General features: G+C 55.5%; 10 protein-coding genes and 1 pseudogene. 7 read left to right on the top strand and 4 right to left on the bottom strand.

The features are described from left to right. Window positions 1-312: 312 nt before the first annotated feature. On the top strand, window positions 313-1263 hold the full coding sequence (locus tag I6I12_RS00055) for a replication protein RepA (protein ID WP_011116978.1): 951 nt from the start codon (window positions 313-315) through the stop codon (window positions 1261-1263). A 1125-nt stretch (window positions 1264-2388) separates the two neighbouring features. Here I6I12_RS00055 and I6I12_RS00050 read toward each other — a convergent pair. Continuing rightward, window positions 2389-4095: a DNA methyltransferase gene (locus I6I12_RS00050; protein WP_234288089.1), complete on the bottom strand. Its 1707-nt coding sequence runs from the start codon at window positions 4093-4095 to the stop codon at window positions 2389-2391. Window positions 4096-4099: 4 nt separating this feature from the next. On the opposite strand from I6I12_RS00050, the gene istA reads away from it, so the two are divergent. Together istA and I6I12_RS00040 are read left to right on the top strand one after the other, a co-directional pair. After that, the gene (gene istA, locus I6I12_RS00045; RefSeq protein ID WP_234288092.1) at window positions 4100-5680 is read left to right on the top strand and encodes an IS21 family transposase; all 1581 of its coding nucleotides are present in this window, start codon (window positions 4100-4102) and stop codon (window positions 5678-5680) included. 17 nt (window positions 5681-5697) lie between these two features. Then, complete coding sequence (locus I6I12_RS00040) at window positions 5698-6456, top strand: ATP-binding protein (RefSeq protein WP_150851610.1); 759 nt, start codon at window positions 5698-5700, stop codon at window positions 6454-6456. A 161-nt stretch (window positions 6457-6617) separates the two neighbouring features. Here I6I12_RS00040 and I6I12_RS00035 read toward each other — a convergent pair whose 3' ends face one another. Continuing rightward, complete coding sequence (locus tag I6I12_RS00035) at window positions 6618-7211, bottom strand: recombinase family protein (RefSeq protein WP_200287377.1); 594 nt, start codon at window positions 7209-7211, stop codon at window positions 6618-6620. Further along, window positions 7211-7468, bottom strand: coding sequence for a hypothetical protein (locus I6I12_RS00030; RefSeq protein WP_168713080.1), 258 nt, complete (start codon window positions 7466-7468; stop codon window positions 7211-7213). Before I6I12_RS00030 ends, I6I12_RS00035 begins: the two co-directional genes overlap by 1 nt. Window positions 7469-7731: 263 nt before the next feature. On the opposite strand from I6I12_RS00030, the gene I6I12_RS00025 reads away from it, so the two are divergent. Both I6I12_RS00025 and I6I12_RS00020 read left to right on the top strand, forming a co-directional pair. Then, window positions 7732-9231, top strand: coding sequence for an MFS transporter (locus tag I6I12_RS00025; RefSeq protein ID WP_049361325.1), 1500 nt, complete (start codon window positions 7732-7734; stop codon window positions 9229-9231). 17 nt (window positions 9232-9248) lie between these two features. Beyond that, window positions 9249-9821 (top strand): TetR/AcrR family transcriptional regulator, encoded by a 573-nt coding sequence (locus tag I6I12_RS00020; RefSeq protein WP_021353195.1) that lies wholly within the window; start codon window positions 9249-9251, stop codon window positions 9819-9821. Window positions 9822-10102: 281 nt separating this feature from the next. Here I6I12_RS00020 and I6I12_RS00015 read toward each other — a convergent pair whose 3' ends face one another. Then, a complete protein-coding gene (locus tag I6I12_RS00015; RefSeq protein WP_049152275.1) occupies window positions 10103-11083 on the bottom strand; it encodes an SMI1/KNR4 family protein in 981 nt (326 codons plus the stop codon). An 82-nt stretch (window positions 11084-11165) separates the two neighbouring features. On the opposite strand from I6I12_RS00015, the gene I6I12_RS00010 reads away from it, so the two are divergent. Both I6I12_RS00010 and I6I12_RS00005 read left to right on the top strand, forming a co-directional pair. Next, window positions 11166-11567, top strand: a complete 402-nt coding sequence (locus I6I12_RS00010; protein WP_049152276.1) for a hypothetical protein — start codon at window positions 11166-11168, stop codon at window positions 11565-11567. A gap of 302 nt (window positions 11568-11869) precedes the next feature. Then, window positions 11870-13047 (top strand): annotated as a pseudogene (locus I6I12_RS00005) (IS256-like element IS1249 family transposase). Window positions 13048-13082: the final 35 nt, after the last annotated feature.

Genomic DNA, 13082 nt, shown 5'->3' with positions numbered 1-13082 from the left:
ACGCGCAGACCTTCCTGCGAAATTCCAGCTATTAAATCACACCGGTGTGATTTAATAGGCGGAGAAAATAAAAAGCCGCACCCCACACTCATGGGGTGCGCAGCGCGAGCGGCACACACCCTCGGTTCAAGTCCAGGGCGCGCACATTCCTCAAAACGAGGAAACCCCCGCATCATAGAGTTGGCGCTCTAGCGGGGGTCCAAACGAAAAACGACACCGACCGTGTCGATTCAGACTTTACCACTTCCACACGGACAGTGAGCAAAGCACAACACGGTCGGTGCCGATAGTCCGAAAGGAGACTACGACACCATGCAGCCCCGAGACGAGCGCCGCGCCAAGCTCGAAGCAGTCAAAGAACTAGCCCGCAGGCAAGAACACGACGCCGCACAAGAACTCCTCCAAGCCCAGGACGTCGGCTACACCTCTAAACTATTCGTCCAAGCACTCTTCCCCTACCGCAAAACCGAGGGAAACAACCGCACCGTCGAAACCCCACAGGGAACAATCACCATCCTCTCCCAACGAGGAGTCCCCTACGGCAAGTACCCCAGGCTCATCATGGCCTATATCATCACCCGCGCCGTAGCTAATGCCGGACGCCTCAAAGAAGGAAAAATCACCCACGAAGAAGCCTGCCGCATTCCACTAGGACACTCCATGAGCCACTTCCTCCAAGCAATCGGCATCACCGGACGCGGCACCGGAGGAGCAACCGGAAACCTGAAAAATATCCGCGAGCAGCTCCTACGCATCGCAGGTTCTTTCATCACTGTCCAAAGCGACGACGGCGTTCACGCACGCGGACGCAACACCCAAATCCTCGAAGACTGGAACCTCTGGTTCGACCCCCGCGACCCCAACCAGGGAAGCTTCATGGAATCAGAACTCGTCCTAACCCCCCAGTTCTTCAAGCACATTGCCGAAGCCCCCATCCCCATCGACCTCAATGTACTGCGCGAGCTCAACAAACCACGTTCGATGGACATTTACATCTGGCTTACCGTAAAGCAATACTGGCTGGCTAAAAACAACCGCGAAGCCTACACCTTCACTTGGGACATGATCGCCGCCAACTTCGCCACCTCAGAGATAACCTCTACGACTCAGATGCGAGACTTCAGACGACGCACAAAGGAAGCAATCGAAGAAGTTTCAAAGGTATGGCCGAACTCGGGAATTGAAGCCAACACAGACGGCGTAACGGTCACGAGGACTGCTCCATCAGTTCACCAGAAGCCACCGCGCCCCGAACTCGACTAAACCGAACACGGAAGACTAGCGCCCTACGGGGCGCTTTCTTTTTGCCCAAAACAGCGTGCACAGATTTACCCTCACGCAAAATACGGCTGCGCTGATTTACCCATACGGAAACCCACATGAGACTACTGCGCATAAGTTGACACATGCCTGCGCATAAGTTGACACATGGCAGGTTCTCCCAGCTCAACCTGCGCATAAGTTGACACACAGAAAAAGAGCCTGCGCATAAGTTGACACATGCCTGCGCATAAGTTGACACATGCCTGCGCATAAGTTGACACATGCCTGCGCATAAGTTGACACATAAAGGCACTTATACACAGGGTTTAACCTGCGAGTTTACCTATTTTCCCAGGTGGCTTATAACTATATCCCTGTAGATCTATATCCCCAGCTGATCAACCAACAAAACCGTTCAATACGGGTTACGGTTTATGCTCCCGCCTCGCCTTACGGCTCGTTGGGCTGCCGCCCAAATCAAAGATTTGGTTGCCACCAAAACACCCCACAACAACCACGGGCCTGACCCCGGACAGTGGACACATCGGGGGTTAGCTATGCTGCTTTGGTCAGTGTAGCTGATGTGAGTGCTTCGACCATTCCTGTTGAGAAAGGGTACCTAGAGTTGGAAGACGATAAAAACGTAGAGAACTTTGTAGACTGCCGCGAAATCCGCACGGTTTTCAAACCAACTTGGGTGAGCTGGTGGTTCCACAAGATTTTTACGTTCCCGCGCGTTGAGTGCGATGGGATCGTAAGCAATTGTCACTGGGGAAGAGACAAAGCGTTAGTGAAGGATGGTGGGACGGTTACGGTTGGATTTAGTTATCGTATTTTTCATGATACGAAAATTAGATGTAAGAGCTCCCCTATCGAGGTTTCCCCTTCACATGCTGAGTTAGAAGCCAAGACAGCCATAATTAACAACTCCCCGATGACTGCCGTGCTCTACTAGCATTCGTCTCGAGCCTATCGATGGTTCGGGCGCGTACTTCCCGCGACGTTGTGAACGCGGGCCTAACCCCCGGACAGTGGACACGTCAGGGTTAGGCCCTATGGCGGAACATACGCTATAACATATGCCTAAACATATGTCCCGCCATATGGCAAGACATATCAAGCCTTCTAGGGCTGGTGTGAGATGAGTTTTTCGTAATTGGCAAACAATAGCTCCTGGCGCTGCCGAACAGTTGTCAGCTTTCGTGGCGCGCCAAACGCTTTATCCACCTCGCGGTCGAGCGCATCATGCGCTTTGATGAGTTCCGGTGCCATCGCGAGTGGGTTGTAGTGCTCGGCCAGCGAGCGTTCTGGGTGCAGCGCGCGGGCGTCGAGCACCTTCTTGCCCGCTTTAATAATTCGCTGCCGCGTCTTCTCGTCGAGTTCTGGCACTGGGAAAGTATTCCACGTCAAAGTGTTAGCAAAACGGAGATCAGACTTGAGTCGTCCTCCGATGCTTTTCTGCCACGTAATGAACATCGACGACGACGCTAGCGCAAACATCAGGCCGTCTGGATCTTGAGCATGGAATACTAGGTCAGAAGCGATTACGTTTGATGGATACCTTTGTACGGTGAAATACGAGCGGCGTTCGCTTACTACCTTCGGCAGGCAAAGGTAATCAGTATCCGGTTGCGACCGCTGGCCGAATAAGTGCGGAGTTTCAGCCATTTTCCGTGTACTTGCCGCTTTACTGTCGGCTCGAAAAGACTTAACCGCTTCTAGACGCTTTTTCAGAACCGGACTCTGGGCAATGTCTGACGGTGCTACATCTACAAGCCATAGACACCACCGATCTAAGCCGTTCATTAGCTCTCGACTACCCCGGAAAGGGCGAACATACTTTGCCGCTACGGGGTCACTCATAACCTCGTCGTATTCGTCGACCTCAACTAGAAGGTTGCCGCCATCTCGCGCCATATTTCCAAAAGTTGCGGGCGATATTTCCGACGAAATAGGATGCCGGGATTTATCGACAAGAACATTAGGGCCGTCTACTAAATAGGCATTAATGGACTGGCCTACTTCCACTGAGACTGGCTCGCCCTTTACATCGGGATAATCCCACAGACGTGGACGTGGTTGACTCTCCTTATCGAAGCCAACAATGACGCAGTGAACAGCAGCTTTACCGGGTGCTTCAGAGTCCCACGCAAACGTGCGGTGAGCGAAACGAATACGCCACCCTGCTTTGAAGATAGGCCCAAATAGCCGTGGAACTTGATCACCTTGAGTAATTGAATTGGTGGTGACAAACGCAAAACGACCCTCTCGGGACTTAAAGAAATCCAAGCACTTTGCATGCCAGCCGGTGACGTAGTCCAAGCGTGAAATGTCCTTAGTGCCCCACAAGTCTCGGAGTTCTTGAGCTTGTTCAGCAGTTCTCGTCGCATGCCCCAAAAACGGCGGGTTACCGAAGATATACGTCTTGGCGGCAGAAGCCGAGAGTATGTCTGCCCAATCAAGCTGCAGGGCATTGCCGTGCACAATGTGCGCGGTAATCTTAATCGGCAACCGCTCCGGAGGCCTACCCACAGCGTTGGCAAGCTCCTTGTTGGCCTGATGGTCAACTAGGAACATGGCAGTCTCAGCAATCTTGGCAGGCCACCAATTCAGCTCAATGCCGTAGAACTGCCCAATGGACAGTTTCTGCTCCCTGTCGATTTGGGGTAGTTGGTACCGCGAGTCTGCGTAGTTGGTACCGGTGTTCCGCGTACCCGGTACTGCAAGGGGTTTTCTTTCATAGTTGATGTTGGCGACACCACAATCCGCTGGTGTTGCGTCAACTTCTACTTGGAAGGAGCCGGTCCTTGTGGCTAACTTCAAACAGATCATCGCGATGTGCCTTGATGGTGCTAGCTACGCGCAGATCACACATGCATTGGGATGTTCACGACGAGAAGTATCCCGAGCAAAGAAAGTCATCAACGATGAGGCACTAACTCCAGAGCGTTTCCGTCAGCTCCCACCGGGATGGTTCGATGATCGATTCAGTGATGGCCGGAGTAAGCGGTCGTTGCCCTACGACCAGCCTGATTTTCATGCTCTTGCACGCAAGCTGAAAGGTACGAAGCATGTGACCAGGCATAAGCTGTGGATGGACTACGTGTCGAAGCCTTGTCCGACGGATAAGACAAAGTACCAGTACTCCCAGTTCTGCAGTGGGCTCAATGAGTTTCTGCGTGCCAACGATCTCGTCGAAGTTATCACCCATGAGCCAGGGCAAGAGCTTTATGTCGACTGGGCCGGTGACAAAGTGCCTGTAGTAGATCAGGCCAGTGGTGATACCGTGTTCAAGGCGTCATTGTTTGTCTCGGTCAGCCCGTACTCAGGGCTGATGTACGTTACTGCTGCTGCGAATGAGAAGATGTCGGCGTGGATTGAGTGCCATGTTAAGGCGTTGAATTATCTTGGCAAAGTACCAGCAATCATCGTGCCAGATAATGCTTCTACGGCGACTTATCGGCCGAAGAAGACCTCTACATACCGGATGGTCACTGACCGCTACGCAGCGTTTGCTGACTATTACGGGGTCACGATTGTGCCGACTAGGCCCGGCAGGCCTCGTGACAAGGCAGCGGTAGAGCGTGCCGTGAAAATCGCCTACACCAAAATCCTGGGTTACTTTAGCAACGAGGTCTTCTATAACCTTGATGAGCTTAATGAGGCGATCGCTTGCCGTCTTGCTGTTATCAACGGCGCAATGACGCGGCCTGATGGCTCAACACGGCAGATGCGCTTTGATAAAGAAGAGGCACCAATGATGCGGGATCTTCCGCCGACGCCGTTTACGGAAGTGTCTTATAAGCGGCTTAAAGTCGATCGCAACTGGCACATCACCTGTGACTACCAGTACTACTCAGTGCCATTTCAGCTGGTAGGAGAGTCGGTAACAGTCAGGCTCACCCCGCAACTGGTGAGCGTCTTCAACGGGGAGCAGCTTGTTGCTGAACACACGCGCCTTCACGGATTCAAATACCGGTATTCCACCAACCCTCAGCATGGGCCGCGTGGCGATGATGAAGGCCACAAGGCGCTTACCCGTGATGAGCTTTTGGCCTGGGCCTCGTCGTTTGGGGCAGCAACGCACGCAGTCATAGCGATGATCCTCGACCGCAATAGTGCCGCCGTACCCCGCGGACTCATCCAGGCACGCAACGTGTTGGCCAACCTGGGCAAAAAGCACAACAAAGCCACCCTGGAACCTGCCTGCCAGCAGGTCGTGGACAAGAAGCTGGCCCCAACGATGGCAGTGATCAAACGCCTCCAGACTGACATTGCCCACGCCCAACAACATCCCGGGGAACCAGGGCCAAAAACACAGCCTGTGGCCAAGCGCCAACCACGCCCAAGTACCCCGCTTACCGGCGACGTGGCCGATGCCGTCTTTATCCGGCCTGCTGACCACTACGAAAACTAGAAGGAGTGTGAAAAATCATGAGCAGCATCGACGACGAGATTGTGCGGGCAAAAATGCGCAAGCTTCGTGTATCAACCTTCGCTGACATCTTCTACGAGGTTGTCAACGACGAGGCCTATGCGGATGCGCTACCAGAAGACATCTTCCTCGCCGCAGTCGAAGAAGCCTACACACAACGCCAACAGCGCAATATCGCCAAGGCCATCACCCAGGCACAATTCCGATACCCGGATGCAAGCCTGGCTGAAATCACCCGGGCAGAACAACGTGGTATCAACATGCGCCAGCTGAAACGAATCGCAGCAACCAACTGGCGGGAAAACCCGACCAACATACACATCCTCGCACCGACCGGAACAGGCAAGACATACATTGCCTGCGCCATCGGCATCGCCGCATGCAAAGCCGGATATTCCGTGGCGTACTACCGGCTGGATCAACTTGTAGACATGCTGGCGGTCTTCTCACCGACTGACCAAAACTACCTCGATAAGATGCGGAAACTGATCAACGTCGATGTCCTTATCATCGACGACTTTATGACCATCAGCATCAACCAGCGCGGGCAAGAAGACCTAGCCAAGATCATATTCGACCGCGACGGAAGGCTCCCAACACTGATCTCTTCCCAATCAGCTGCCGCCTACTGGGTTGAAACACTGCCAGACAGAGTCGGAGCCGATTCACTCGTAAGCCGCCTCAACAACGGCCACCGAATCCATATCGGAGACTTCGACATGCGTAAAGCCACCGCCCCGACCACCCCAGACGACTAAGACTAACGGCCCGGGCCGACGTACCCCTCGGCCCGGTACCAACTACCCGGAACACGACAGTACCGAGTCCCCAGAACACCGGTACCAAAAACTCGCATCTGACAACCCGCCATATGGCAGGACTGACGGGCGCGCTGATTTACCCTCACAGCTGCGCCGCTTTAAGCGTTTTTCAACGCCCGATACACCGTAGGACGGGTAACCCCGAATTCCCGCGCTAGTGCTGCCTTTGACTCCCCCGCCAGCACACGCCGCTTAATCTCCGCTACCTGCTGCGGGCTAAGAGCCGGTTTGCGACCTTTGTACTTGCCTGCCTTTTTCGCCAACGCAATCCCCTCCGCCTGACGCTCGCGGATAATGGCCCGCTCAAACTCCGCAAACGAACCCAAAATACCCAGCATTAAATCCGCACGCGGATCCGTGGTGTCTTTCGCAAACGCGAGATTCTCATGCAGAAAAGTAACAGTCACACCCTTGCCGGTAAGCTCATCAACAATACCGCGAAGATCCGTAAGCGAACGGGCGAGACGGTCAATCGACGACACGACAAGCTCGTCACCGTCGCGCACATACGCCATACACTCGACAAGCCCAGGGCGCGCAGCCTTGGTACGGCCGGAAACCTTATCCTCAAAGAAACGGTCAATCCTGCCAGACATATTGAGCAGTTCTTTCTGACGCTGATTATTCTGCTCCACCGACGAGACACGGATATAGCCCACCCGCTGCCCATGCGAACCAGAGTCACTGCCCATTAGTCTTCGCCCCGCGAAGGTTTAAAGGAAACAGTCTCTTGTTCTATGACCGCATCACGATACGACTCGATTGCATCCGAGAGGGCGTAAAGCTGAACGCCGTCGAGACCGTCAGCGTCAGCAAGCAAGGCTTGCACAATCCTGCCCAACGCCTGCTGCCCCGACGACAGCCCACCATGCAGATCTTTCACCCGCGCCAACGCGGGCACAGAGTCAATATGACTTTCAATATGGAAACCATCCGACGATAACACCACACTCACCACTTTCTGTAAACATAAGGCCTAGACCCTCCTAGACACGTGTAAAACAATGCTAGTAACGGCCCTATTTTACAGGAAACATTCTGTCGCACACCGGCGTAACAATAGGGTGTACCCAAATGAGCGCCACGCTCGTAGTTACTGGCCTTAGGCGCCGTGAACAGGGAGTGACGCGGATCTCTCTCGCAGTAGACATAACTACACCATCCATCCGGTACACTTACGTTGTTCACGATTAAACGATTAAGGAGACGCGCATGTCCACGATGACGAAACGGCGACGCTGGTCGCTGCTGGTGACTGTCGGAGCGGGGCTCCTACTGATCACCCTCGACAACTCGATCCTGTACACGGCATTGCCGACACTGACCGAGGACCTTCAGGCATCAAGCACCCAGAGCCTGTGGATCATCAACGCCTACCCCCTGGTGATGGCGGGCCTGCTGCTCGGTAGCGGGACCCTCGGTGATCGCATCGGCCACACGCAGATGTTCGTCGTCGGCCTGGTGATCTTCGGGTTGGCGTCCCTGCTCGCAGCGTTGGCGCCGTCGCCCGAGGTGCTGATCGGTGCACGCGCTGTGCTCGCTGTCGGTGCGGCAGCGATGATGCCGGCAACCCTGGCACTGATCCGCACGTACTTCACGGTCGAGCGCGAGCGGAACCTCGCGATCGCGATCTGGGGCAGCCTCTCCGTGGTGGGTGCCGCGCTGGGCCCCATCCTCGGCGGAACTTTGCTCGAGAACTTCTGGTGGGGCTCGGTGTTCCTGGTGAACGTGCCCGTAGTGGCGCTGGCGCTGGTTGCTACCTGGTTGATCCGCCCGGCCAATGACCCGGATCCTTCGAAGCGCTGGGATGCCGTGTCTTCGATACTGGTGATGATCGGGCTCGTCGGAACGGTGGTGGCCATCAAGGAGATCGGCCACGCGCCCCCGTCTGTCGCGACCATTGTTGTTGCGCTGCTCGTTGCTGCCATCGGGTTCTGGCTCTTCGTGCGCCGTCAGCGGCGCCTGGAGAATCCGCTGCTGGAGTTCTCCATCTTCCTCAACCCGGCGTTCAGTGCTGGCGTGCTCGCCGCGGCGTTCGCGATGTTCGCCATCGGTGGCATCCAGCTTGTCACCACGCAACGGTTCCAGCAGGTCGTCGGCTTCAGTCCGCTGGAGGCTGGGCTTTTGGTTGCCGTGATTGCCGTGGGCTCGTTGCCGACAGCGCTCCTGGGTGGTGCCTTCTTGCACCGTGTCGGGCTGCTCGCGCTGATCACCGGTGGTCTCGCCGTCGCCACCGGCGGCGTCGTGGTGACGGTAGTCGGGTTCCAATCATCCTTCGGCGTGCTGGTTCTCGGCCTTCTGGTGACGGGTGCCGGTCTCGGAGCTGCCATGTCGGTCGCCTCCACCGCCATCATCGGGAACGTGCCGGTGCGCCGTGCAGGCATGGCCGCTTCCCTCGAAGAGGTCTCCTACGAGTTCGGCAGCCTCATCGCCGTGTCCGTGCTCGGAAGCCTGCTCACGGCCATCTATACCGCCAGTGTTGTCCTCCCCAACGGCGCACCGGCGGCGGCTGGTGACGGTATCGCTGAGGCACTGGAGGCGGCGCAGGGAGACGCCGCCATCATTCAGGCGGCCTCCACGGCCTTCGACTCCGCGTACCTCGTCGTGATGCTAGTCGTTGCCGGCGTCCTGGCAGCGGCCACTGTCATCACGGGAGTGCTGCTGCGTCGGTACCTGCCTGGCACGCAGTCGCAGCTGCACTCCGAGCACTGACCACGAAAGGACCGCTCATGCGGACCAGCAAACGAGACTCCATCCTCCAAGCCGCCCTCCACGTTGTCGAAACCGACGGCGTCACGGCCGTCACGTACGAATCGGTGGCCGCCGCCTCCGGACTCACCAAAGGTGGGCTGCTCTACCACTTCCCCTCGAAGGACGCCCTGGTGCTCGCGCTGCACGAGCATCTTGCCGAGCGCTGGGACCACGAGATGATCAACGTCCTGGGCAAGGACCCAGACGAGGCAACGCAGGACGAGCGCGTCGCCGCCTACGCCCGCGTGAGCGCTCGCAGCGCCACTGGCCCCGAGCTGCTGTTCATGCTCGAGGCGAGCACCGACAGCGAGCTCAACAAGCCGTGGAGAAGGGTCATCTCCCGATGGATACCCGACCCTGCCGAGATTGACCCGACTGACCCTCGGGCGCTGCAGAAGATGGTCGCGTACCTTGCCGCCGACGGACTCTGGCTTAGCGAATCCGTCGGAGCCGCCCCCCTTCCGCCCGAACTGCGCGCCGCGCTGGCAGAGCACCTCGCCCACTCCGTTGCGGACGCAGCCGGAACCTCGAGCAACGCGGCGAACCGATGAGCGCATCCATCTCGCAGATCTGAACCGATCCAGGTTCGCTGCCGCTGCCTTTCGCCTTCTCAAGAGGCTGCTCGTTCGCGGCCTCGTCGAGTCAGTGCCATACAGGGGCACCCCAGCGGGACAGTTACGGCGCAGTAGTTTGCTGTTGCCAATAGGCTCGGTCTCGCCATTTTTGCGACACATCTGTCGCACTGGGTGTACCCCATTGTTTAGTAATGGTGTCCTCTACTTTGGGCGATTGCTTTCAAATGCTGGGCGCGGGGACAACAATTCTGGAAAAGCTAGTTTTGGATCTCTCCTTGGCGAAGCCGATCGAAGACGCTACCGGCGTAATTCTCGTCGAGGATGAAACCGTTGTCGGTTTCTTTGAGAACTCCTTCTTTGACTCTGCGATCCCACCACATGATTAAGGATGCGAGCGTGTAGCCGAGTTCGTATTTCTGACCAGGAACTATAAATGAGTTCTTCATGAGTTCTGGGAAGGTTAGTATTTGTCCTTCTCGGCCTCCGTTGGCAAATGTTTCAGGATCGTGTTGGGGCTCAATATGCTGAACAATCCAATACACAACGTCGTAAAAGGTTCGACTTTCAGGGCTATTCTCGGTGATTATTGGATTTAAATCTTTGGTGATGAGCTCTGTGGCCTGTTTTAAAAGCTTTTCGATTCCTGGTGTTGGAGTGGCAGATATCGCCTTTCGGAGAGGTTCAGAAAGGGATCCATATCGAACACCATTGATCCCGATGTTATCCGGCTCTGCATCTTCAACCGTTTCTTCTTGGTCTGGGTAGGGGCCTAGCTTAGACAAGAATGCGTCGACTGATTCTGCAACGGGCATGATGATCCCATCGGGATCGGTATCCACGTACAATACGGCGCCTTCTGGGAAATCTGGCAAGCCGTAGTTAATGACAAAGCATTGATGCATTCCGTCTTCGCTAGCAGCCAAGAGAAGGACTTCTTCGGGAATCTCCCACTCATCCATGAGGAAGGTTGCGTAGTCAATCAAATCAACATGAGCGCCATTGCTTGCTGTGCCGTTGCCGAAGATATCTTCAACAACGACCTCCAAGGTGTCCCCATCAGGCAGGGAAATATCTGTAAGGAAGCATTTTTCTAGGTTGAGGATGCCGCCTCCAGTTTCTGAAAGCAGCATCTTGTAATCATCAGGTAGCTTTTTGCCAAGCTTGCTTTCAAATTCAAGGATGCGTTGACTGTCTGCTGGCTGTGCAGTGTACTCAAAAAGGTTGGCGTAGTTTTTCATGATTGTCCTTTACGATTCGAGGGGTTTACCTCAAAGGGGCGATCAATGGTAGGAGGATCGTGAACTAGATACTGTTGACGGTATGCATATTGATAGCAGTAAAAATGATAATTCTCGCGTAATTAATTTGATAGAGAGATCGGAGATGAACGGGGACCCTGGATTTGATCTATTTTCCCCTCGGCTTGAGCTGAAAGCTCTACGTGAAGCAGACCATAACTTCTTGGAATGTAGGGTGTACGGTCCGGAATTTCCAAATAAATATGTGCCTGAAAGGAGTCCGGACTGGGACACTGCCCGGACGGTAAAACAAGTCTCCGTGCCGAACGGTGCAGATTGCGATACTTGGGTAAAAGTAGCAAACACTCTGATAGATGACACCCTCGCAGAAAGTGATGAAAAGGTTGACAGGGGGCCTGACGCCTGGGGCAGTCTTATCGAATCCCTCGAGAGTCGTGTTATTGAAAGGATTGTTGGCCGCTAGGTCTCTGGCTAAGTTCTTGACTGCGGCGAATCCACCCTTTAATTCTATGTTTGCTTTCGCGCAGCACAGAGAAATCTGCCTCAGCAACGCCCCGCAGATAATCCAGATGAACTTCTAAACTTAGCCACCAGTCTCAAAGAAGGGTTAAGGGTCAAAAAGTGTGTCCGGAATCGCGGATTTTCACGGATTGACCTGTAGGTTTCCGGAAAGTATATGCTCCGGAAGCATATATCTAGCCCCCGACGGGAAATCCTCGGTGTGGCAGCCGTGATGTGCTATGCGCGGCGTGGTGTGGTGTCGCAATGTCGAAGAACCAACCACGCTGCCACTGCGGCGGTGAAATGAAACGCAACGGCACCACCAGCAAAGGCACCACCAGATGGCGCTGCAAACAATGCGGCGCCTCCAGCGTCAAACGTCGAAACGACATCACCAACGCGGCAGTGTTCACCCAGTTCATCGAGCATTGCACCACCGCAATATCACTCGACGACCTAGCCAAACGAAACGGTGTTAGCCGCGCCACCATGAAGCGGCGCTTCAAGTGGTGCTGGCTCGTTGATGTGCCTGACCCCACCGCCGGCCACCACAAGCGGATCTACGACCAGGTATTTCTCGATGGCACCTACACCGCCGGTGGCTGCCTGATCGTCGCGGCGACCATCGACCACGTGATCGCCTGGCACTGGTGCAAACACGAAACCACCCGCGACTACCAACTGCTGCTTGAACGCATCGAAGCCCCACTCATCGCCGTCATCGACGGCGGCCAAGGCGCATACAGCGCAATCAAAAAGTGCTGGCCGACTACGAAAATTCAACGCTGCCTCGTCCACGCCCAACGCGTGGTCCGCCGCTACACCACCACCAACCCACGCACCGATGCCGGGCGCACCATCTACCGACTTGCGCTGAAACTGACCCGGATCACCACACTGGATGAAGCCGCCGCGTGGGGTGTGCAACTGCACGAGTTTTCAACGATCTACCGGGAATGGATGAACGAGAAAACCATGATCAAAGACCCCAAAACAGGTGCATGGACCCGCGTGTGGACCCACCACAACGTGCGCAAGGCCTACAACAGCCTCAACCATCTTTGGCGGTCCGAGATGCTGTTTGTCTACCTCAACCCGCCAGCAGGAGTCCTTGCGCCCGAGCGGATCAAATCCACCACCAACAGCTTAGAAGGCGGCATCAACGCCCAGCTCAAACTGCTCGCCAGAACCCACCGCGGCAGATCAGGCGAACGACAACGCCGCATGCTGGATTGGTGGCTCTACTTAAAAACGGAACTGCCTGACGATCCAGTACGAATCGCCAGGCAGTCCGACTGGGGCCAGGGCCAACTCGCCAAAGTATCCACCCTGACCCAACCGAGAACCAAGCCGACCACGAAACAGGACGCCCAGCCCTCTACGACAACGCTATCGACACCGACTACACCCACTCAATCGGCATTCAAAAAGGCCAAATCTAACCCCCGCGACACGCCGAGCCAGACACACATTTTGA

The organism is Corynebacterium kefirresidentii, assembly GCF_016599755.1.
GTDB classification, from domain to species: domain Bacteria; phylum Actinomycetota; class Actinomycetes; order Mycobacteriales; family Mycobacteriaceae; genus Corynebacterium; species Corynebacterium kefirresidentii.
Note: the sequence above shows the minus strand (reverse complement) of the source record. Positions and strands in the feature narration are given on the sequence as shown.

Bases quoted from the DNA above. Each gene is read 5' to 3' on its own strand.
- I6I12_RS00020 (WP_021353195.1), top strand. From the start codon at position 9,249: ATGCGGACCAGCAAACGAGACTCCATCCTCCAAGCCGCCCTCCACGTT.
- I6I12_RS00015 (WP_049152275.1), bottom strand. From the start codon at position 11,083: ATGAAAAACTACGCCAACCTTTTTGAGTACACTGCACAGCCAGCAGAC.
- I6I12_RS00040 (WP_150851610.1), top strand. From the start codon at position 5,698: ATGAGCAGCATCGACGACGAGATTGTGCGGGCAAAAATGCGCAAGCTT.
- I6I12_RS00010 (WP_049152276.1), top strand. From the start codon at position 11,166: ATGCATATTGATAGCAGTAAAAATGATAATTCTCGCGTAATTAATTTG.
- I6I12_RS00025 (WP_049361325.1), top strand. From the start codon at position 7,732: ATGTCCACGATGACGAAACGGCGACGCTGGTCGCTGCTGGTGACTGTC.
- I6I12_RS00055 (WP_011116978.1), top strand. From the start codon at position 313: ATGCAGCCCCGAGACGAGCGCCGCGCCAAGCTCGAAGCAGTCAAAGAA.
- I6I12_RS00035 (WP_200287377.1), bottom strand. From the start codon at position 7,211: ATGGGCAGTGACTCTGGTTCGCATGGGCAGCGGGTGGGCTATATCCGT.
- I6I12_RS00050 (WP_234288089.1), bottom strand. From the start codon at position 4,095: ATGATCTGTTTGAAGTTAGCCACAAGGACCGGCTCCTTCCAAGTAGAA.
- istA (WP_234288092.1), top strand. From the start codon at position 4,100: ATGTGCCTTGATGGTGCTAGCTACGCGCAGATCACACATGCATTGGGA.